General features: G+C 61.7%; 21 protein-coding genes. 18 read left to right on the forward strand and 3 right to left on the reverse strand.

Features of this window, described 5'->3' with window-relative positions:
• Nucleotides 1-9 precede the first annotated feature (9 nt).
• The 5 genes from leuD (at nucleotide 10) to AC1DD5_RS04995 (ending at nucleotide 5,174) form a co-directional block, all read left to right on the forward strand.
• Nucleotides 10-609, forward strand: coding sequence for a 3-isopropylmalate dehydratase small subunit (gene leuD / locus AC1DD5_RS04975; protein WP_477520701.1), 600 nt, complete (start codon nucleotides 10-12; stop codon nucleotides 607-609).
• A gap of 206 nt (nucleotides 610-815) precedes the next feature.
• The gene (murA, locus tag AC1DD5_RS04980) at nucleotides 816-2,141 is read left to right on the forward strand and encodes a UDP-N-acetylglucosamine 1-carboxyvinyltransferase (protein ID WP_216923873.1); all 1,326 of its coding nucleotides are present in this window, start codon (nucleotides 816-818) and stop codon (nucleotides 2,139-2,141) included.
• 11 nt (nucleotides 2,142-2,152) lie between these two features.
• Nucleotides 2,153-2,986, forward strand: coding sequence for a lysophospholipid acyltransferase family protein (locus AC1DD5_RS04985; RefSeq protein WP_477520702.1), 834 nt, complete (start codon nucleotides 2,153-2,155; stop codon nucleotides 2,984-2,986).
• Entirely contained in the window at nucleotides 2,983-4,035 is a 1,053-nt protein-coding gene (locus tag AC1DD5_RS04990; RefSeq protein ID WP_477520703.1) for an NAD(P)H-dependent glycerol-3-phosphate dehydrogenase, read from the forward strand. The genes AC1DD5_RS04985 and AC1DD5_RS04990 overlap by 4 nt, the downstream gene beginning before the upstream one ends.
• Nucleotides 4,035-5,174: a D-alanine--D-alanine ligase family protein gene (locus tag AC1DD5_RS04995; protein WP_477520746.1), complete on the forward strand. Its 1,140-nt coding sequence runs from the start codon at nucleotides 4,035-4,037 to the stop codon at nucleotides 5,172-5,174. Before AC1DD5_RS04990 ends, AC1DD5_RS04995 begins: the two co-directional genes overlap by 1 nt.
• Before the next feature lie 27 nt (nucleotides 5,175-5,201).
• On the opposite strand, the gene AC1DD5_RS05000 is transcribed toward AC1DD5_RS04995, so the two are convergent.
• Nucleotides 5,202-5,711 (reverse strand): DUF3515 domain-containing protein, encoded by a 510-nt coding sequence (locus AC1DD5_RS05000; RefSeq protein ID WP_442017147.1) that lies wholly within the window; start codon nucleotides 5,709-5,711, stop codon nucleotides 5,202-5,204.
• 134 nt (nucleotides 5,712-5,845) lie between these two features.
• Here AC1DD5_RS05000 and thiL point away from each other — a divergent pair, with 134 nt between their 5' ends.
• Genes thiL through rsmD form a run of 4 tightly spaced genes read left to right on the forward strand, consistent with a single transcriptional unit; the run spans nucleotide 5,846 to nucleotide 10,842 of the window.
• The gene (thiL, locus tag AC1DD5_RS05005; protein ID WP_477520704.1) at nucleotides 5,846-6,892 is read left to right on the forward strand and encodes a thiamine-phosphate kinase; all 1,047 of its coding nucleotides are present in this window, start codon (nucleotides 5,846-5,848) and stop codon (nucleotides 6,890-6,892) included.
• Between the two features lie 22 nt (nucleotides 6,893-6,914).
• Nucleotides 6,915-7,976, forward strand: coding sequence for a DAK2 domain-containing protein (locus AC1DD5_RS05010; RefSeq protein ID WP_477520705.1), 1,062 nt, complete (start codon nucleotides 6,915-6,917; stop codon nucleotides 7,974-7,976).
• Nucleotides 7,966-10,221 (forward strand): ATP-dependent DNA helicase RecG, encoded by a 2,256-nt coding sequence (locus AC1DD5_RS05015; protein ID WP_477520706.1) that lies wholly within the window; start codon nucleotides 7,966-7,968, stop codon nucleotides 10,219-10,221. Before AC1DD5_RS05010 ends, AC1DD5_RS05015 begins: the two co-directional genes overlap by 11 nt.
• 54 nt (nucleotides 10,222-10,275) lie before the next feature.
• A complete protein-coding gene (gene rsmD, locus AC1DD5_RS05020) occupies nucleotides 10,276-10,842 on the forward strand; it encodes a 16S rRNA (guanine(966)-N(2))-methyltransferase RsmD (protein WP_442003936.1) in 567 nt (188 codons plus the stop codon).
• On the opposite strand, the gene AC1DD5_RS05025 is transcribed toward rsmD, so the two are convergent.
• Together AC1DD5_RS05025 and AC1DD5_RS05030 are read right to left on the reverse strand one after the other, a co-directional pair.
• Complete coding sequence (locus AC1DD5_RS05025; protein WP_477520747.1) at nucleotides 10,839-11,648, reverse strand: spermidine synthase; 810 nt, start codon at nucleotides 11,646-11,648, stop codon at nucleotides 10,839-10,841. The two genes, rsmD and AC1DD5_RS05025, sit on opposite strands and share 4 nt — an antisense overlap.
• The gene (locus tag AC1DD5_RS05030) at nucleotides 11,645-12,895 is read right to left on the reverse strand and encodes an aminotransferase class I/II-fold pyridoxal phosphate-dependent enzyme (RefSeq protein ID WP_477520707.1); all 1,251 of its coding nucleotides are present in this window, start codon (nucleotides 12,893-12,895) and stop codon (nucleotides 11,645-11,647) included. Before AC1DD5_RS05030 ends, AC1DD5_RS05025 begins: the two co-directional genes overlap by 4 nt.
• A 35-nt stretch (nucleotides 12,896-12,930) precedes the next feature.
• Between AC1DD5_RS05030 and coaD the strand changes: the two genes are divergently transcribed.
• The 9 genes from coaD to AC1DD5_RS05075 all read left to right on the forward strand — a co-directional run bounded on the left by coaD (nucleotide 12,931) and on the right by AC1DD5_RS05075 (nucleotide 19,615).
• The gene (gene coaD, locus AC1DD5_RS05035; protein WP_477515146.1) at nucleotides 12,931-13,413 is read left to right on the forward strand and encodes a pantetheine-phosphate adenylyltransferase; all 483 of its coding nucleotides are present in this window, start codon (nucleotides 12,931-12,933) and stop codon (nucleotides 13,411-13,413) included.
• Between the two features lie 183 nt (nucleotides 13,414-13,596).
• The gene (locus AC1DD5_RS05040) at nucleotides 13,597-14,124 is read left to right on the forward strand and encodes a YceD family protein (protein ID WP_224090813.1); all 528 of its coding nucleotides are present in this window, start codon (nucleotides 13,597-13,599) and stop codon (nucleotides 14,122-14,124) included.
• Nucleotides 14,125-14,157: 33 nt separating this feature from the next.
• Complete coding sequence (rpmF, locus tag AC1DD5_RS05045; protein WP_011775139.1) at nucleotides 14,158-14,361, forward strand: 50S ribosomal protein L32; 204 nt, start codon at nucleotides 14,158-14,160, stop codon at nucleotides 14,359-14,361.
• A 23-nt stretch (nucleotides 14,362-14,384) separates the two neighbouring features.
• Nucleotides 14,385-15,095 carry a ribonuclease III gene (gene rnc, locus AC1DD5_RS05050; protein WP_216923862.1) on the forward strand — a complete coding sequence of 237 codons (711 nt, stop codon included), beginning with the start codon at nucleotides 14,385-14,387 and terminating at the stop codon, nucleotides 15,093-15,095.
• A gap of 19 nt (nucleotides 15,096-15,114) precedes the next feature.
• A complete protein-coding gene (mutM, locus tag AC1DD5_RS05055) occupies nucleotides 15,115-16,071 on the forward strand; it encodes a bifunctional DNA-formamidopyrimidine glycosylase/DNA-(apurinic or apyrimidinic site) lyase (RefSeq protein ID WP_477520708.1) in 957 nt (318 codons plus the stop codon).
• Between the two features lie 46 nt (nucleotides 16,072-16,117).
• Nucleotides 16,118-16,552, forward strand: coding sequence for a hypothetical protein (locus AC1DD5_RS05060; RefSeq protein ID WP_477520709.1), 435 nt, complete (start codon nucleotides 16,118-16,120; stop codon nucleotides 16,550-16,552).
• On the forward strand, nucleotides 16,549-17,253 hold the full coding sequence (locus AC1DD5_RS05065) for a hypothetical protein (RefSeq protein ID WP_477520710.1): 705 nt from the start codon (nucleotides 16,549-16,551) through the stop codon (nucleotides 17,251-17,253). Before AC1DD5_RS05060 ends, AC1DD5_RS05065 begins: the two co-directional genes overlap by 4 nt.
• Nucleotides 17,254-17,261: 8 nt before the next feature.
• The gene (locus tag AC1DD5_RS05070) at nucleotides 17,262-18,581 is read left to right on the forward strand and encodes an MFS transporter (protein ID WP_477520711.1); all 1,320 of its coding nucleotides are present in this window, start codon (nucleotides 17,262-17,264) and stop codon (nucleotides 18,579-18,581) included.
• Complete coding sequence (locus AC1DD5_RS05075; protein ID WP_477518383.1) at nucleotides 18,578-19,615, forward strand: TolB family protein; 1,038 nt, start codon at nucleotides 18,578-18,580, stop codon at nucleotides 19,613-19,615. The genes AC1DD5_RS05070 and AC1DD5_RS05075 overlap by 4 nt, the downstream gene beginning before the upstream one ends.
• The last annotated feature ends 3 nt before the right edge of the window (nucleotides 19,616-19,618 follow it).

Consider the following 19,618-nt stretch of genomic DNA (forward strand, 5'->3'; position numbering starts at 1 on the left):
GAGGATCCCATGGAAGCATTCACTACCCACACCGGCATCGGTGTTCCGCTGCGCCAGAGCAATGTGGATACCGACCAGATCATTCCCGCGGTCTACCTCAAGCGCATCACGCGCACAGGCTTCGAAGACGCCCTCTTCGCTGCATGGCGAAAGGACGAGTCCTTCATCCTTAACCAGGCCCCCTTTAAGTCCGGCTCCGTCCTCGTGGCCGGGCCCGACTTTGGGACGGGTTCCTCCCGTGAACACGCTGTCTGGGCGTTAAAGGACTACGGCTTCAAGGCTGTCTTGTCCTCGCGTTTCGCCGATATTTTCCGCGGCAACTCAGGCAAGCAGGGACTGCTGGCAGCCCAGGTGGGCCAGGATGACATCGAGCTCATCTGGAAGGTCCTGGAGAACAGCCCTGGCACTGAGGTCAAGGTGGACCTGGTCTCCAAGACCGTGGAATGCGGCAATGTCGTGGCTCCCTTCGAGATCGACGACTATACCCGCTGGCGCCTCCTGGAAGGCCTGGATGACATCGGGCTGACCTTGCAGCACGAGGAAGACATCACCGCCTATGAGGCCACGCGGCCTTCCTTCAAACCGAAGACACTTCCGGCGAAAAGCTGACGAATTCGTCGGCGGCTGAATGCTGCGGAACCAGGACCGGTGGGCCCCTTAGGGTGGGCTCACCGGTCCTTTTTTAGGAGGATTGATGCGCACCGGATCTGCCCGGCACGCGGTGGCTCCATTTCGGTTAGGTAACCCGAGCTTCTATGCTTAGCTGGAGCCTTTGTAAGTATGGGGGGCGAGTAGTCGTGAGGAAACCGGTATAGATGAGTAGTGTTCTGACAATCCGCGGTGGCGTCCCGTTGACAGGGCGAGTGACCGTTCGCGGTGCCAAGAACCTTGTGCCCAAGGCCATGGTGGCGGCGTTGCTGGGCAGCGAACCATCAGTGCTTCGGAACGTGCCGGAAATCAAGGACGTGGAGGTTGTTACCAGCCTGCTGAAGCTCCACGGGGTGACGGTGGTCAAGGACCCCGCCACGGGCGATCTGACCTTGAATCCCAAAGACGCCAAAACGGCATCCAGTACGGCCATTGACGCGCATGCCGGGGATTCGCGCATTCCGATCCTGCTGTGCGGCCCCCTGATCCACGCGATCGGAGAGGCCTTCATTCCGGACCTTGGTGGCTGCAAAATTGGCGATCGACCTATCGACTACCACCTGAACGTCCTGCGCCAGTTTGGCGCCGTCGTGGAAAAGCGACCTGGTGGCATCCACATCTCCGCGCCCAACGGCCTGCATGGCGCTAAAATCTCCCTTCCTTATCCGTCCGTCGGCGCGACCGAGCAAGTGTTGCTGAGCGCCACGCGCGCGGAAGGCATCACGGAACTCAGCGGTGCTGCAACGGAACCGGAGATCATAGACCTCATCGCCGTGCTGCAGAAGATGGGCGCCATCATCAGCGTCCAGACTGACCGCACCATCCGTATCGAGGGTGTCAAGGACCTGGGCGGCTACAACCACCGGGCGCTTCCGGACCGGAACGAGACGGCGTCCTGGGCCTCGGCCGCGTTGGTCACGCGTGGCGACATCTTTGTTGAAGGCGCTTCCCAGCGGGACATGATGACTTTCCTGAACACCTACCGCAAGGTGGGGGGCGGCATGGATATTGGGGACGACGGCATCCGTTTCTACCACCCCGGAGGCAAGCTTTCCCCGCTGGTCCTGGAGACGGATGTTCACCCTGGCTTCATGACTGACTGGCAGCAGCCCCTGGTGGTCGCTTTGACCCAGGCGGAGGGCGTGTCGATTGTGCATGAAACGGTCTATGAGAACCGTTTCGGGTTCACCGATGCCCTGGCCCGGATGGGTGCAAACATCCAGGTCCACCGTGAGTGCCTTGGCAGCGTCCCCTGCCGCTTCGGCCAGCGGAACTTCCTGCATTCTGCCGTGATCTCCGGTCCCACGCCGCTGCGGGGGACCGAGATTGACATCCCCGATCTTCGTGGCGGCTTCAGCCACCTCATTGCAGCTTTGGCCGCGACCGGCACCTCCAGGGTTACGGGCATCGATATCATCAACCGCGGATATGAGCGCTTTACGGAGAAGCTCGCTGGCCTGGGCGCCGATTTCGACATCATCACCACCAAGTAGCGGGGGAACCTTTGAAGGAATCGGCGAAGAGCCGGGCTACGTTCATGCTCCTGGCGGGCATGGCGCGTCCGTTGATGAACCTCCTGATGGGCAAGAAGTGGGAGGGCACTGGGAAGCTCCCCGCGGGCGGATTCATCGCAGCACCGAACCACTGCACTGAAATTGATCCCGTCGTGATCGGGCACATGCTCTACAACCAGAAGCGTCCTCCACACTTCCTGGCGAAGGCGGGACTCTTCAAAGCACCTGTGTTGGGAGCCTTGCTGCGGGCGACGAACCAGATTCCGGTTGAACGCTCGACGGCGGGAGCGAACCGCTCTCTGCAAATCGCCAAAGAGGTGGTGGACGCCGGAGGCGCCATCATTATCTACCCCGAGGGAACCCTGACCCGGGATCCGGACCTGTGGCCGATGAAGGGGCACACCGGAGCTGCCCGGCTGGCATTGCAGACAGGTGCACCGGTTGTTCCGATGGCCCACTGGGGGGCCCATGAGGTTTTCCCCCGGTACGCCAAGCGCTTCCACGTCTTTCCTCGAAAGACCGTCAGGGTTCTGGTAGGTGAGCCTGTGGATCTGAGCGCTTTCGCGGACCGGCCCATGGACCGGGCCACGCTGTCCGAAGCTACCGACGTCATCATGGAGGCGGTCACCGCGCTCCTGGCAACCCTCCGCGGTGAGGAGCCGCCCGCAGAACGCTGGGATCCGGCCGTTCATAAGCAGGCCAAACATGGCCGGTTCGTGGAGCGCGGTTCAAACACTGCACGGGGCGCCGTGCCTGAAAAGGCTGCAGAACCCGCTGCCAACGAAGTATCTCTTGAGGATCCGGAATCGGAGGGCGGCAAATGACGGTTATTGAAAGCCCTGTCCCTGCTCCGGATACCGTGGCCGTCCTCGGCGCAGGTTCATGGGGAACTACGTTCGCCAAGATCCTCGCAGATGCCGCCGCCACTACCGGAGTGGAGCGGAGGATCCGGATTTGGGGGCGGCGTGCCCGAGTAGTGGATCAGATCAACGCGGAACACCGCAATGAGCAGTACTTGAAGGACATCGAACTTCCCCACGCCGTCACCGCATCCACGGATGTTGCAGAGGTCCTGCAGGATGCCGGCCTCGTGGTCCTGGCCGTGCCGGCCCAATCACTGCGGCCCCAGTTGGGGGAATGGAAGCGCCTGCTCGCACCGGACGCTATTGTCGTGTCGCTGATGAAGGGCCTCGAACTGGGGACTGACGCACGCATGAGCGAGGTCATCGCCCAAGAGCTTGGCATCCCCGAATCACGTGTGGTGGTGGTCTCAGGACCCAACCTCGCCATGGAGATTGCCAGGGAACAACCCACTGCGTCTGTAGTTGCCTGCAGTGACGCCGATACCGCCGCCGCAGTCGCACTCTGCTGCACCGCACCGTACTTCCGTCCCTACACCAGCACCGATGTTGTGGGCGTGGAGATCGGCGGGATCGTCAAGAATGTCATTGCCTTGGCAGTGGGTATTTGCGAGGGGCGCCAGATGGGTGACAACACCAAAGCGTCAGTCATCACGCGGGGCCTCGCCGAGACGTCCCGGCTTGCCCTGGCCCTGGGTGGAGAGGCCCACACGATGGCGGGGCTCGCGGGGCTGGGCGATCTCGTTGCGACATGCTCCTCTGCCCTTTCCCGAAATCACACAGCTGGAAGGCTGCTGGGCGAGGGGCTGAGCCTCGAGCAGGTGGCCGAACAGATGACTCAAACCGCTGAAGGCATTAAGTCCGGTCCTGCCGTGCATGAATTGGCGGGCAAACTGAATGTCGAAATGCCCATTACGGCCGCCGTTGTGGCGGTGCTTGAAGGCAAAATGTCCGTTGATGACCTGGGGCCGCGATTGCTGGCCCGGGCGCTGAAGTCCGAAGGCGACTACTGATTGTGACTGAAGAATCCACCCCCGTGACCGGCCGCCGACCCCGTGTGGCGGTGCTTTTCGGCGGACGTTCCAGCGAACACGCTGTTAGTTGCGTGACGGCGGCAGGCGTCATGGGTGCCATTGATAAGAGCAAGTACGACGTCGTGCCCATTGGAATTGCCAAGTCCGGACAATGGGTCCTTGCCTCGGGGGACACCAGTCAGTGGTCCTTGAGCTCGACGGCGCTTCCTGAGGTATCGCCGTCGGACCGGACTGTCACCTTGGCAGAGGTGGGCGGCGAGCACCAGCTCATCGTGACCGCGCCGAATGCCATCCCCGAGGAACTCGGTTCCGTGGACGTCGTCTTTCCTTTGCTCCATGGTCCCTGGGGCGAGGACGGAACCATCCAGGGTCTCCTGGAGCTATCCGACACCCGCTACGTTGGTGCCGGAGTGCTGGCCTCGGCTGTGGGCATGGACAAGCACTTCATGAAAGTGGTTTTTGAAGCCGCCGGACTGGCAGTGGGTCCTTACATCGCTGTCACGGACCGTGAATGGCTCACGGATGCCGAGGCTGTCCGCAAGCGGGTGGACAAGCTCGGTTTCCCGGTCTTCGTCAAGCCTGCCCGCGCTGGCTCTTCCATGGGAATCTCCAAAGTGGATTCCTTGGAGGGCCTGGATACGGCCATCGAGGAAGCCCGCCGCCACGATTTGAAGTTGGTCATCGAAGCCGGCATCGTCGGGCGCGAAATCGAGTGCGCTGTCCTGCAAGGCCGGGGCACAGACGCGCCCCGTACGTCCATGCCCGGCGAAATCGCGGTGGCTATCGGCGAACACCAGTTCTACGACTTTGCTGCCAAATATGTCGACGACGGTGCTGCTGCGCTGAGTTGCCCGGCCGATATGCCGGATGAGGCCATTGCCCGCGTCCGGGAATTGGCCGCTGCCGCCTTCGACGCCGTGGGGGCGGAGGGCCTGAGCCGTGTGGACTTCTTCTACACGCCCGGGGGGGAGCTGATCATTAACGAAATCAACACCATGCCAGGCTTCACCCCCAAGAGCATGTATCCGCAGATGTGGGCGGCTTCCGGCTTGGCGTATTCCGAGCTGATCGACGAACTCATTCACTTGGCCCTGACCCGCAAAACGGGCCTGCGGTAACCCCAACAAGTAGCGGCAGAGCACCCGCTACTTGGTGGTCGGCAGGTTCTGCAGGTCTTCCTGGCCTACGCAGTGGCGCGTGGCTTTGATCTTGCCAGCGGCGGCCGCAAGTTCGGTGAGGACTGTGGCGGAGCTGATGTTGGCGGCTTCCAATTTGACCGGATCCACGAGGATTTCCGTCGCCGGCTCGCGTCCAAAAGTAGTCAGGGTGTAGACGCCATCGTCTTCTTTGATCACCCAGTCGATGTCATTCACGCTGACGCAGCGGTCAGTGGTTGGCCCAGGGACGTTGACACCGCAACGCAGGATGATCTGGGAGGGATCGCCCCACGCAGCAGTGGCCTGGCTGTTGGTCTTGCGGAGTGCGGCATCCCCGATCTTGTCCGGGAGCGCCACCATCATGGGGGCGCAGGCCGGATTGGCGGCGTCGGTTGCCGGCGTGACGTCCACAATGGGGGCGCAGGCTGATACTGCGAGGACGGACGCTGCGGCCAAGCTGAAGGCCACGGCTTTCCGCGGAAGGGTCTTTCGGTGCATCAGTCCAGCCTATCCCGCCCACGCTGCCGCCTGACGTGCGGTTGGTGCACCCGTTGCGAGCGTCACATTGCCGGTGGTCTGTGCTGTACAGGCTGCGTCACTGTTTTGTCGGTGTGCCGCGATAGCGTAGAGCCGTGCCCCCAAAACAGCCATCCGACGTAAAACATCCATCCGAAGAATGTCCAACAGTCGCGGATCTCTCGGAGTCCGAGCTCCTTGCCCGGATCTTCCCCCGCCTGAACAGCAGCCCCAGCGTCCTGCTGGGTCCTGGCGACGACGCTGCCCTGGTTGCCGTCCCGGACGGCCGCGCACTGATTTCGATCGATACCCAGACCCAGGACCAGGACTTCCGGCTGGAGTGGAACAACGGCTATCGAACCACAGGATACGACGTCGGATGGAAGTCTGCGGCGCAGAACCTTAGCGATATCAACGCCATGGGCGGAACAGCAACCTCGCTGGTGGTGAGCCTGACCATGCCGCCCGCTACACCAGTGGAGTGGGTTGAGGACTTTGCGGATGGCCTCACCGCTGGAATTATCGGGCTGGGGGTTCCTGATTGCTCCGTCGCCGGGGGAGACCTGGGCCGTGGCCGGGAGATCGCGGTGACTGTCGCCGTCGTCGGTACTTTGGCTGGACGGGCGCCCGTAGTGCGTTCAGGGGCGAAACCGGGAGACGTTGTGGCAGTGGCAGGCACCCTCGGGCGTGCTGCCGCCGGTCTGGCGCTGTTGGAAAGCGATGTCACCTTAACCGACCTCTCAGCTGAGCAGCGTGCCCTGTTGGATAGCCAATGCCGGCCCTTGCCGCCGTTGGCTGCCGGGCCGCTTGCCGCACGTTCGGGCGTAACAGCAATGATGGACATTTCGGATGGGTTGCTGCGCGACGGCGGAAGGCTCGCTGCTGCCAGCGACGTCATCCTGGACTTTGACGTCCTTGCTTTGAAGACGCACGCACTTCCGCTGGAACCAGCTGCCGCCTTGCTGGGCGTTGATTCCATGCCGTGGGTTCTGGGCGGGGGAGAAGACCATGGGCTGCTTGCTACGTTCCCAGCGGGAATTCAGCTGCCGCAGGGCTTCATTGCGATAGGCTCAGTTCAAGCCGCTGTCCAGTCTCAAGGCAGCGGCGTCCGGATTGCCGGGCAAGCTGCTGACACCGTGGGATGGGATCATTTTGCAGACTAAGATCGCCGCGAATGCGCACGCCATGAAACGTTGGCTCGGCAAAACAGAGGTGGTCCTTGGCAACCATAGCGACCGCCTGAACGCGATCAACATCTTCCCCGTCGCCGACGGCGATACCGGAACGAACCTTTACCTCACCGCGCGCGCAGCTGTGTCCGCGTTGGCTGGCACCGCTCCTGACGCTTCCGAGACCGGTAACGACGTCGGTGCTGTGCTATCACGCGCTGGTCAGGCCGCCATGGAACAGGCAAGGGGTAATTCCGGGACCCTTTTTGCTGTTTTCCTGTGCGCTGCGGCGGAGCCGCTTGCCGGAAAAGCGCGCCTGAGCGCGCCGCTGCTGGCCACGGCCCTTAATAGGGCCCAGATCCGGGCATGGTCGGCCCTGAGCGAACCGGTCTCCGGAACCATGCTGTCCGTCCTTGAAGCAGCAGCCCATGCAGCCCAAGCGGCGGATTCTTCCCAGAATGGTGATGACAGCAACCACGCACTGGGCCTCGCCTTGGATGCTGTGGTGGAAGCTGCCTTTCAAGCCGTCGTACGCACCGAGGATGAACTCGCACCCCTGCAGGCGGCGCATGTGGTGGACGCCGGCGGTGTAGGTATGTTGCTGGTGCTGGACTGTCTCCGTTCCGCAGTGCTCGGCGAAGAACTTCAGGATGAGCTCCTTGATGGCCTCCACGGCTACCAGTTGCAGGATCCGCACATCCACCAGCAGATGCCGGCCGACGACGGCGTGGAAGTCATGTGTACCATCAGCCTTTCGCCATTGGACGCGGCCGTGCTGCGCCAACGCCTGGACGAGATGGGTGATTCCGTCATCATGAGCCAGGTTGGCAATACAGGCCACCATCCCGACGACGACGACGAATCCACTGCTGAAGCCAGTTATCGTTGGCGGGTTCATGTCCACGTACCTGATCCCGCGCCGGCAGTGGCGCTCATCCGGTCTCTGGGGGAGCCAACGGACATTGCAGTCAGTCAGCTTGCCCTGCCTCGTGACTCTGAAGACGGGTCCCGGGACCAGGAAGCAACACAATCTGCAGAACCCAGCAGCATTCCGGGCCAGTCACGGCATGAATACTGAGCTGGAACTGCCTCTGGAACGCAGGATCGGCAAGCGTTCGGCGTCCGTCATTGACAAGCACCTTGGCCTCAAGACAACCGGCGCCCTTCTGAACTACTTTCCGCGCAGGTATTTGAGCCGGGGCGAACTTACTCCCATCAGCAACCTTCCCCTGGACGAGGAAGTCACGTTGATTGCGCGGGTTCTGTCCAACAGCACCCGTCAAATGCGTGCCCGGCGGGGTTCCATCACTGACGTCGTGGTGACCGATGAAGCCGGTGGAAGCCACGTTCCTGGCACGTTGAAAGTCAGTTTCTTCAATGGATTCCGGGCCAAGGCGGAGCTCCTTCCGGGGCGCCGTGCAATGTTTTCCGGGAAGGTGACCCGATACGGGGGCGCCTTGGGGCTGACTAATCCGGACTTCCTGTTGCTGGATGAGGATCCGGATGCTGATGGCTCCATGGACCCGGAAAAGCTGGCGGCCATGCCTATCCCCGTCTATCCCGCAACGGCAAAGCTGACAAGCTGGTCCATCCACAAAGTGATTACGGCGTTGCTGCAAACCCTGGACCTCGACGCCCTGGCGGACCCGCTCCCGGAGTCAATCGTCAGCAGGGACGGACTGCTCAGCGTGGCTGATGCTTATCGCCTGATCCACTCGCCTGAGACCGCCAAGGACTGGCAGCGGGCGCAGGAACGGTTCCGCTACCAGGAGGCGCTGGTGCTGCAGGCGGCATTGGCGAGACGCCGTGCCCAGCTTGCTGCAGAGGAAGCCACTGCCCGACGTCCGGTCAGCGGCGGCCTGCTGGAAGAGTTTGACCGGAACCTGCCTTTCACGCTCACTGCTGGCCAGACAGCGGTGGGAAAGACGCTTTCCGAAGAACTTGGCCAGGACACCCCCATGAATCGGCTCCTGCAGGGTGAGGTCGGCTCGGGAAAGACTATTGTCGCGCTGCGAGCGATGCTGCAGGTGGTTGATGCGGGGGGACAGGCGGCACTCCTGGCGCCCACTGAGGTTTTGGCTGCGCAGCATTTCGACTCTATCCGCAGGACCCTGGGGCCGCTGGCCCGCGATCACATTTTTGGTGGTACCGGCATGCTGGGGGCCGAAGCCGGACAGGCTGGCGTCCAGGTGACCCTGCTGACCGGGTCCATGCCTATGGCTGCGCGAAAGCAGGCCATGCTCGATGCCGCTTTAGGAAACGCCGGCATCGTGATCGGCACCCACGCTCTGTTGAGCGACAAAACCAGCTTTCAGGACCTGGGCTTGATCGTGGTCGACGAGCAGCACCGCTTCGGCGTGGAGCAACGTGATGCCCTGCGTGCCAAGGCTATGCGTCCGCCGCATCTGCTGGTCATGACTGCCACGCCAATTCCCCGGACAGTGGCCATGACCGTGTTCGGCGATCTTGAGACCTCCATCCTCGATGAACTCCCCGCTGGGCGGGCACCCATTTCCACTCATGTTGTGGGGCTTGCGGAGAACCCCGGCTGGGCGGATCGAATCTGGAAACGATCGCGGGAAGAAGTCGACGCCGGCCATCAGGTTTACGTTGTATGTCCCAAAATCGGGTCCGATGACGACGGCGACTTCAGCCCAGGAGAGGCGGAACCAAGTGATGCCGAACTCTCGGACGAAGGTCCAGCCCGCGAGCTCGCTTCGGTGACAGCCGTCGTCGAAAGCCTGGTGCAGGAGCCGTCCATGGCCGGGGTGCCCGTGGCGCCCCTCCACGGCCGTCAGGAGCCGCTGCTTAAAACCGAAACCATGGCATCGTTCGCGGCAAACCAGACCAAGGTGCTGGTCTCCACCACGGTCATCGAGGTGGGTGTCGATGTTCACAATGCCACCCTGATGGTCATCCTGGACGCCGATCGTTTTGGTATTTCCCAACTCCATCAGCTTCGCGGCCGGGTTGGGCGTGGCGGTCTGCCGGGGACTTGCCTGCTGGTCACTACTTTGGAGCCAGGGCACCCGAGCCGTCGAAGACTGGACGCTGTTGCGTCCACCACTGACGGGTTCGAGCTCTCCCAGGAAGACCTGAAACTCCGCCGTGAGGGCGATATCCTCGGCGCCTCACAATCAGGTGGGCGGTCCACGCTTAAGCTGCTGCGCGTCCTGGAGCATGAAGATCTGATTGCCCGTGCGCGTGCAGACGCACAGGACATGGTGGCCCAGGACCCGGCATTGGGACACCAACCGGTCCTGGCCGCGGCCATTGAAGAATACTTGAACCCTGAAAAGGAGGCGTTCCTTGAACGCGGTTAGAGAATCCCCAGATGGTATCGGCGACCAGTCGGGCGTCGGCAGCGGAGAGGCGCTGTGAGCCGGATTATTGCCGGGGTTGCTGGCGGCAATCCGCTCACGAGCGTGCCCGGGACCGCAACGCGGCCCACGACGGACCGTGTTAAGGAAGCACTGTTTTCCCGGCTGGAGTCCTTGGCTGTCATCGACGATTCCCGGGTGCTGGATCTCTATGCGGGCTCCGGAGCCCTGGGTGTGGAGAGCGCCAGCCGGGGTGCCCGCAGCGTGGATCTGGTGGAATTCGATGCCAAGGCCAGCGACTCTTGCCAGCGCAACGCGGACTTGGTCAACCAAATCCTGGGCGGCAAGAAAGTCTCAGTCCATCGATCCAAGGTGGAGTCTTTCCTGGAGCGCGCCACGGGGCGCGATGTGTGGGACCTGGTGTTTCTGGATCCGCCATATCCACTGGACGAACCAGCATTGAGTGCCGTGCTGGCCAAATTGTCGCCCCATCTGGATGAAGGGGCGGTTGTGGTGGTGGAGAGGTCCTCCAGGAGTCCCGAACCAGCCTGGCCTGAAGCGCTGGAATGTTTCGCTGACAAGAAGTACGGCGAGACCAAGCTATGGTTCGCTGAACCGTCCTAGTCCGAAATTCTGTCCAGGTCCACGCCGTGGAGAACTGTTGCCGGGTGCGGGCCTCGCGCGAGTAATGCGCTGGTCCACGCTGCCGGCCATGGCGTTTGGGCGCCCACCAGGATGATGTTGCCGGGGTAGCGCCCGGCGAACATTCCCGTCTCGGCAAATGCGATAACGTCCGCCATTGCCTGCCGGAGGGCTGCTACCTGGCTTCGTACCAGCGTTAGCGCCGGTTCATCGCCTACGTTCACAATCAGTAGGCCGTTTGGTCCCAAGCGGGCAGCGGCCTCTTCGTAGAACTCCCTGCACGCGATGTGGGCTGGTGCTTCTGGCCCGGAGAAGATATCAAGGATGACGACGTCGAACCTCAGGTTCGCGGGAAGTTCGGCCAGTGCCTCGCGTGCGTCGCCTATGTGCGTGTGCAGCCGCGTGCCCTCCGGCATGGGGAGCTTTTGCAGGACGAAGTCCAGCAGTTCGCGTTCGAGTTCCACGGCATACTGGTCCGAACCTGGCCGCGTGGCCTGGATGTAACGGGCCAAGGTCAGGGCGCCGGCGCCGAGATGGAGCACGGAGAGTGGCTCACCCGGCTCTGCAGCCAGATCCACCACATGACCGATCCTGCGAAGATACTCGTAGAAGATCTCCCCGGGGTTGGCCAGATTCACATGGGATTGTTCAGCGCCACCGATGCTGAGGATATAGCTGCCTTCAATGAGCGTATCGGCATCAACAGTTGCGTGCTGCCCTGTGGTCCGCAGGAAACGCGTGGCGTGATGGCTGCCGGAGTCCTTGCGGCCGGCGTCGTTGCGGTTCAGAGCAGGTCCTTAAGCGCGGCCAGTCGTTCGGCCGCTTCTTTCAGGACACTGGTTTTCTTGCAGAAGGCGAAACGCAACAGGCTGCGGGTCCGTTCTGCTCCTTCCGGATGGCAAAAAACGGGCACCGGGATCGCGGCAACACCGACCAGCGCGGGCAACCGGCGGGCGAGGTCCACAGAGTCTTTGATGCCCAGGGGTTCTGTGTCGACGTTAACGAAGTACGTACCGTTCGGCGTAAAGACGTCGAATCCTGCAGCGCGAAGGCCCTCGGAGAGGATGTCACGTTTGCGTCGCAGCGTCTGGGCTATGTCCGCGTAAAAGGTGTCAGGAAGCGCAAGGCCCACGGCGATGGCACTCTGGAACGGCGTGCCCGAGCTGTATGTCAGGAACTGTTTGACGGTGCGGACCGCGGCAACCAGGTCCTCGGGTCCGCTGAGCCAGCCGATCTTCCACCCTGTGAAGGAAAAGGTCTTTCCCGCGGATGAGATCGTGAGGGTCCGTTGGGCAGCACCAGGAAGGGAAGCGACGGGAATATGCGTTACGCCGAAAGTGAGGTGCTCGTAGACTTCGTCGCTGACAATGATGGCGTCGTACTTTGTGGCCAGCTCAACCACCTTTGCCAGGACCTCCTGGGGGAAAACGGCGCCGGTGGGATTGTGCGGGTTGTTCAGGAGCACCACCTTGGTGCGTCTGCTGAAGGCCTCTTCCAGTCTGGAGAGGTCCGGAAGGAAGTCCGGAGCGAGCAGGGGAGCGGTGACATGTTGCGCTCCCGCCAACCCGATGATGGCTCCGTAGGAGTCGTAGAACGGTTCGAAGGTGAGGACTTCGTCACCGGGCTGGATGAAGGCCAGAAGTGACGCAGCTATGGCTTCCGTGGCGCCCGTCGTAATGATGATTTCCGTCTGCGGATCCGGAGCGAGCCCATAAAAGCGGCGTTGGTGTTCCGCGACGGCTCCCCGCAACTCCGCAATGCCCTTGCCGGGTGCGTATTGGTTGGCTCCTGCGGCGATGGCTGCCTGCGCTGCGGCTTTGATCTCCACAGGTCCGTCCTCGTCGGGGAAGCCTTGTCCGAGGTTGATGGCGCCGGAGGAGATTGCCAAGGTGGTCATCTCCTCGAAGATGGTCACTCCGAGATTTCCGTCAGGTGAAAGCAGGTTGGCGCCAGTGGCGGCCCGCTGCCATGGCGTGGAGGCATGAGCCGTTGTGTTGAGCGGTAAAGTGCTGCCTGCTGGTGACATGTCAGCCATGGTATCCCGGTGAAGCTATGGGGTAGGTTCGTGTCATGAGACGTGCGGTATGCCCTGGATCCTTTGACCCTATCCACAACGGACATCTCGAAGTCATCGCGCGGGCAGCGGGGCTGTTTGACGAAGTCATCGTGGCCGTGTCCACCAATTACGCCAAGAAGTACCGCTTCAGCCTCGAAGACCGGATGGAGATGGCCCGGGAGACGCTGGCGTCCCTGCGAGGCATCATCGTTGAGCCAATGGGGGAGGGACTGTTGGCCGAGTATTGCCGGCATCGGGGTGTTTCGGCCATCGTCAAGGGCCTCCGCTCGTCCTCGGACTTTGACTATGAATTGCCGATGGCCACCATGAATCGTCAGCTTACCGGCGTCGAAACTGTCTTCCTGCCGGCAGAAGCGCACTACGTGCACCTTTCCTCCACCTTGATCAAAGAGGTCAATCTATTGGGCGGCGACATTTCCGATTTCGTACCGAAATCTGTGTTGAAGCGGCTCCTCGCTGGCGAGTCTGGAACGTAAGCCTCCCGCAAGGGGGTAGTCTTGATAGGTACCTCGCAGCTTCTTGCGGTGGATCCCAGCTGAAACCATGGCGCTCTTCGCGCGCCCGGCGCCGGTTTGAGTCCTCAGGCTTGATCAGGCTAAGATGGTACGTCGGTCATATGTTCTACAGGAGTTCTCATTAAGCGAGATGCAAGTTCGCCCTTGGCGCTGGTAGTCAAGGACCTTGGACGCAGTCCAGGGACCATGCGGACACTCAACGAACATGTACCTGCGCCAAGTGACCTTGGTGTGGCGCTCATTGGCGTGAAGGAAGGCTCGGATGTCGAGCTGGATCTTCGCCTTGAGGCCGTACACGAAGGAATTCTGGTATCAGGATCCGTAATCGTCGAAGTAACCGGCGAATGCGGTCGATGCCTGGATCCCCTTGCGTATGACCTTGAAGTCAATGTGCAAGAACTTTTCTTCTATGAAGGCGTTGAGCTTTCGGACGAAGAAGACGATGAAGAGCAACGTCGAGTCGAGCACGATCTGATCGATCTTGAGCCGGTGTTGCGGGACGCAGTTGTCACTATGCTGCCGTTCCAGCCGGTGTGCCGGGAAGACTGCCAGGGCCTTTGTTCCGAATGTGGAGCACGCCTGGAAGACGAGCCGGGGCACCACCACGAGGTCATTGACCCTCGCTGGGCTGCCCTAGCTGATCTGGCTAAGACTGACCGGCAAACTGATTAGTAAGTGTTGGACTAAGAGAGAAATGAGATAGCCGTGGCTGTTCCCAAGCGGAAAATGTCTCGCGCAAACACACGCGCCCGCCGTGCCCAGTGGAAGGCAACTGCCCCCAACTTGGTCAAGACCATCGAAAACGGTCAGGTTACTTACAGCCTGCCGCACCAGGCAAAGGTCGTCACTGACTCTGCCGGCACCGCGCTGTTCCTTGAATACAAGGGCCGCAAGGTAGCAGACGCCTAATCTGCCCAATAGGCTGACAAAGGATGTCTTCAACTGAAGAGCTTCTGAAGCGTCTCGGTGTCTCCATTGACACCGAGACGCTTCGTCTTGCTCTGACACATCGCTCATACGCATATGAGAACGGTGGGATTCCCACCAATGAACGTCTTGAGTTCCTCGGCGACTCCATCCTGGGATTCTCTGTGACCGATTCGCTCTACCGCGAGAACCCCGCGCTGCCTGAAGGTGAACTCGCAAAGCGGCGATCCGCCGTCGTGAGTACTCGTGCCCTCGCTGGCATTGGCCGCGAGCTTGGCGTGGGCGAGTTCATCTACCTGGGGCAGGGCGAGAAGCTCACCGATGGGAAGAACAAAGCCTCGATCCTCGCGGATACCATGGAAGCGCTCATTGGTGCCACGTACCTCTCCAACGACATCGAGACGGCACGCCAGCTGGTAATGCGCCTCGTGGGCCCTCTCCTGAAGGACGCCGGCGCCCTTGGAGCCGGTACCGATTGGAAGACCAGCATCCAGGAACTGACCGCCAGCCGCCAACTCGGGGCAATCCACTACGCCGTGGAAGGCTCAGGCCCGGACCACGCGCGTACGTTTGAAGCTGTCCTGAACATCGGCGGGACTCCCTATGGTCGCGGCGCTGGCCATTCGAAGAAGGAAGCGGAGCAGGAAGCTGCCGCCGACGCCTGGCGTGCCCTGACGGCCCTGGACCAAGCTCCTGCTGGACCTGCTTCCGCCTGAAGCCGAGTCCACAAATCCCATGCCTGAACTTCCCGAAGTAGAAGTCGTTCGCCGTGGCCTGGCCCGCTGGGTCCGTGGCCGCACCATTACTGGGGTTGACGTCCTTGACCCCCGCTCGATCCGCAGGCATGGCCTTGGCACAGAGGACTTCATTGGGAATCTTGAGCACGCCACGGTGATGGACGTCGTCCGCCGGGGCAAGTTTCTCTGGATGCCGTTGGCCATGGACAGCTCGGATTCCGTTGACAGCACGCTACCCAAGGTAGCGCTGATGGCTCATCTGGGCATGAGCGGACAACTGCTCATGCAAGACCCCGATGTCCCTGACGAGAAGCATCTCAAAGTCAGAATCTGCCTTAGCCCGGTGGACGGCATGCCGGAGCAACTGCGATTTGTGGACCAGCGCATTTTCGGCGGCCTGTTCGTGACGTCCCTGGTGCCAACTCCCGACGGCGGCCCTGGAGGCTTGGGGGAAACGCCCCTGCCCGAGATCGCCGAGGAAGCCGCCCACATTGCCAGGGACCCGCTGGACCCCTACTTTTCCTTCGACACGTTCTACCGCAAGGTCAAGAGCCGAAAAACAGGCCTGAAGCGGGCGTTGCTGGACCAGTCGGTGATTTCAGGGATCGGCAACATCTATGCGGACGAGGCCCTCTGGCGCGCCCGCCTCCATTACGCAAGGCCTACGGACACGTTGCGACGCGGTGATGCCGACCGGCTTGTGCAGGCCGCACAAGAGGTCATGGATGCGGCGTTGGCTGCGGGAGGAACGAGCTTTGACTCCTTATATGTCAATGTCAACGGTGATTCGGGATACTTCGCCCGCTCGCTGAATGCCTACGGACGCGCAGGTGAGCTGTGCAGCCGTTGCGAGGCAGCGGGCTTGCACACGATCATCAAACGTGAGCAATTCATGAACCGGTCTTCCTACACATGTCCCGTTTGTCAGCCACGGCCGCGAAACGGGCGTTGGTAGGGCCAAAACTGTTCCGGAATCCGGATCGCAATGGCAGACTGTCCCCATGAAAAGCTTGGCGATTCGGATCGCCATCGCATTGGTTTTCAACGCCATCACGTTGTGGGTGGCGTCAGTTCTTCCCGGGGTCCGTTTGGGAGCCGGGTTTCTTTGGGCCGTCGTGGTGTTCACGGCGGCCACGCTTTTGGTCAAGCCCTTGATTCTGGTCCTTTTCCACCGCCGCCACGCGCAGCAGGCGGACAGGCGTACGTGGGTCCTCAGCAAGGCCCTGACGGTGGCCGCAGGGCTGCTGGCCACCTTTGCAATCCTTGTGGTGACAAGCCTCTTTTCCAATGGTTTCACCATCAACGGCATTATCGGCTGGATAGCAGCGACCGTGGTGATCTGGTTGGCATCCTTCATCTACGATTTCGTCGATGACGGGCTCGAGGCGAAGGCGAACGAGCTCCTCGGCGGCGCAGCAAGTCCGGGGAAGCCATGATGGCGCGGCGCCTGGTGATAGCGGGCATCTGCCTCGCCGTACTGATCGCCGCCGTAGCTCTCGTCCTGGACCAGATGGCTTCGAAACCGGGACCGGCAACGGCCCAGAGTTCGGTATCGCCAAGCCCTGGCGGGGATCCGTCGAATGGCAACTCTTCCGGCAACCCGAGTGCGTCTCCGTCCGGCAGTCCGACGTCGGGCAGCTCGACAAGCAGCCCAGCGGACGGTTCGGGCAACGGTTCAGGCGACGGCGGAACAACAGCCAAGCCGCTGGAGGTCCTGCCGCCCGTGACAGCCACGCCCACCGGGCTCCCGGTACCGTCTGCACCGGCCCCACTCATCACTGGTCCATTGCCGAAATCGGGCACAGCGAAGGGCTCGGTGGTCGAGGGCTGGCCCAGCAGCGTGGTGACCCTGCCAGTCGGGACCACGGTGGGCTCCACCAGCATCTCTAGTTCAGGCAACGTCCTGCAGCTGACGGCGGACGGGATCGTGGGCACGTCTCAGGAAGACGTTCTGGGCGCTTTCCGCCAGTCGTTGGTCGGGCAAGGCTTTTGGTCCGAGGATGCGCCCGCGCCGGACGGAGCTCTAGCCGCGAGGTTCGTGCGTGGCACGGACACAGTGACGGTGTCAGTTTCGGTGACCGGAACCGGCGTTTCACGCTTCCAGCTTTTGGGCAGCCTGCACACGACGGCGGACTAGGGGCGCGTATGTACATCTCACTTTCGGATCGCAGCGGTGGCAAACGGGAAAAACTGCGGGGAGCCACGACGGCACTATCCAGCGAGGTGCCGTTTCGTTTGTCCCCGGTCATCTTGTGGCTCGGCCTGGTCAGTATGGTGACGGATGTGTCATCGGAGTCCGTGACGGCAATCCTCCCGCTGTATGTGACAGGCTTCCTGGGCCTTTCAACCATCGCCTTCGGATTCATCGACGGCATTAACCAAGGCGCAAGTGCAATTGTCAGGATCGCGGCGGGCTGGGCCGCGGACCGCAGCGGACATCCGAAACGCATCGCCTTGGCCGGCTATGGGTTGTCCATGCTCGCCAGGATAGGTTTCCTGTTCGCAGGAGGGTTCTGGGCGGTAGCTGCGATTGTGACCGGAGACAGGATCGGCAAAGGCATGCGGACGGCTCCACGTGATGCGCTCATCACTGTTTCAGCGCAACCCGAACACCTGGCCCGTTCCTTTGGCGTCCACAGAATGTTGGACAACATCGGGGCCGCCGCAGGGCCAATGATTGCCTTCCTCGTGCTGCTGATGATCCCCAATGGCTTCAGCACCGTTTTTGTGGTGTCCCTGGCTTTTGCGATCATCGGCGTTGCAGTTCTGGGGCTGGTGGTGCCGGACCTTCGGGCGGATGGGCTGAGAGGGATCAAAGCCACCAGCGGCGCCGAACAAACAGCCGACTCCCGGAAGCAACGGCCTCGGCTCTTCGCGTTCTCGTGGAGCCACCTGCGGGAGCCGGGCCTGGGCAAGTTATTGATCTCTGCGGGCCTCCTTGGCTTGCTCACCATTGGTGACGGTTTCATCTACCTGGTACTGCAGGACCGGGATTCCTTTGCGGTGCAGTGGTTTCCGTTGCTTTTCGTCGGAACCAACATTGTGTTCCTGGCGTTTGCGATTCCACTGGGGCGGCTGGCCGACCGCGTGGGCAGGGTCCCGGTCTTCGTGGGCGGCCACATTGCCCTGCTTGCCTGCTACTTCCTGGCTGCGGCGCCTTTCGGTGGCCTATGGAGCACTGTGGGCTGCCTGATCCTTCTTGGCGGATTCTACGCAGCAACTGACGGGGTGCTGGCGGCCTTGGCCAGCCAGTTGACTCCTCCAGGCAAGCTGGCCACAGGCATCGCCTCCGCACAGACCGTGGTTGCTTTGAGCAGGATGACGGCCTCGGCCGGTTTTGGCGTCCTCTGGTACGCAGTAGGTGCCTCCACAGCCATGGTTGCCGCCGGAGCGTTGTTGGCATGTGCAGTAGTGGCAGTCGTCTTCATCCTGCCTGGAGCCAGGCCCAAGCTGGGCAACGAATGAGCGCTACCTTCACTGGCGGGAGGCTGCGGTGGGGCATTCTCCTTGCGGTAACGGCAGTTGTGCTTGCTGGGGCGGGCATTTATGCCGTGGGCGCCTATCAGCGATTTGAGGAGAGCCGCACTGCCGCCCCGTCTGTAGGGGTCAGTGCCGGCCAGCCGTTGCCGGCTGTTCCGTTCGTCCTTTTTCGGAACACAGCCGGCGGACAGGGTTACGGTAATGCCGCTACCGTACCGTTGTCCTCTCCCGACGGCACACGCGCAGTGAGCGAGCAGGCCTGCGACAGGGTCTACGGCACCGCGTCCACGGTAATTTGCCTCAAAACGAACCGCGGCCTCGTGACCGCCTTCGAAGCCGCTGTCCTGGATCGCGACTGGCAACAGCAGCGGGCGTGGCCCGTTCCTGGAATACCGAGCCGAACGCGGATCAGTGCTGACGGGACCATGATTGCCACCACTGTCTTCGTCGCAGGCCATTCCTATGCGACTGCAGGGTTCTCCACCGCTACTGAAATCAACTTCACTGCAAGTGGTTCAGGTGGTTCGGGGAATCTGGAGGATTTCTCCCTGATAGTCAACGGCGAGCGCTTGCAGGCCACGGACAGAAACATCTGGGGGGTCACGTTCGTACCCGGGCAAAGTGATGTTTTCTACGCCACTGCGGCGTCCGCCGGGCGTATCTGGCTTGTTCGCGGCAGCTTGTCGGCCAAGACCCTGACTGCGGTCCACGATAACGTTGAGTGCCCGTCCATCTCACCGGATGGCACGCGGATTGCCTATAAAAAGAACGACGCCGGGCCGTTGACTGCGCACTGGAAGGTAGCACTGCTTGACTTGGCTACAGGACAGGAAACTGTCCTTTCGGAGAAGCGAAGCGTGGATGACCAAATCGAATGGTTGGACAACCAAAACGTGCTTTATGGATTGGCCGACGAAAACACCCCCGGCGACAGCAACATCTGGAAGCTGGCGACTGATCCGGCATCACAGCCGAGCCTGTTTATCCCCCACGCGTGGTCGCCCAGCGTAGTCCGCTGACCG

This window comes from Paenarthrobacter sp. 10L420, from assembly GCF_056395385.1.

Coding starts and splice junctions, on each gene's coding strand:
- AC1DD5_RS05010 (WP_477520705.1), top strand. CDS start 6,915: ATGAAACGTTGGCTCGGCAAAACAGAGGTGGTCCTTGGCAACCATAGC.
- rnc (WP_216923862.1), top strand. CDS start 14,385: ATGTCTTCAACTGAAGAGCTTCTGAAGCGTCTCGGTGTCTCCATTGAC.
- AC1DD5_RS05060 (WP_477520709.1), top strand. CDS start 16,118: ATGAAAAGCTTGGCGATTCGGATCGCCATCGCATTGGTTTTCAACGCC.
- murA (WP_216923873.1), top strand. CDS start 816: ATGAGTAGTGTTCTGACAATCCGCGGTGGCGTCCCGTTGACAGGGCGA.
- AC1DD5_RS04990 (WP_477520703.1), top strand. CDS start 2,983: ATGACGGTTATTGAAAGCCCTGTCCCTGCTCCGGATACCGTGGCCGTC.
- AC1DD5_RS05075 (WP_477518383.1), top strand. CDS start 18,578: ATGAGCGCTACCTTCACTGGCGGGAGGCTGCGGTGGGGCATTCTCCTT.
- AC1DD5_RS05065 (WP_477520710.1), top strand. CDS start 16,549: ATGATGGCGCGGCGCCTGGTGATAGCGGGCATCTGCCTCGCCGTACTG.
- AC1DD5_RS05015 (WP_477520706.1), top strand. CDS start 7,966: ATGAATACTGAGCTGGAACTGCCTCTGGAACGCAGGATCGGCAAGCGT.
- mutM (WP_477520708.1), top strand. CDS start 15,115: ATGCCTGAACTTCCCGAAGTAGAAGTCGTTCGCCGTGGCCTGGCCCGC.
- AC1DD5_RS05030 (WP_477520707.1), bottom strand. CDS start 12,895: ATGGCTGACATGTCACCAGCAGGCAGCACTTTACCGCTCAACACAACG.
- leuD (WP_477520701.1), top strand. CDS start 10: ATGGAAGCATTCACTACCCACACCGGCATCGGTGTTCCGCTGCGCCAG.
- coaD (WP_477515146.1), top strand. CDS start 12,931: ATGAGACGTGCGGTATGCCCTGGATCCTTTGACCCTATCCACAACGGA.
- AC1DD5_RS05070 (WP_477520711.1), top strand. CDS start 17,262: ATGTACATCTCACTTTCGGATCGCAGCGGTGGCAAACGGGAAAAACTG.
- AC1DD5_RS05000 (WP_442017147.1), bottom strand. CDS start 5,711: ATGCACCGAAAGACCCTTCCGCGGAAAGCCGTGGCCTTCAGCTTGGCC.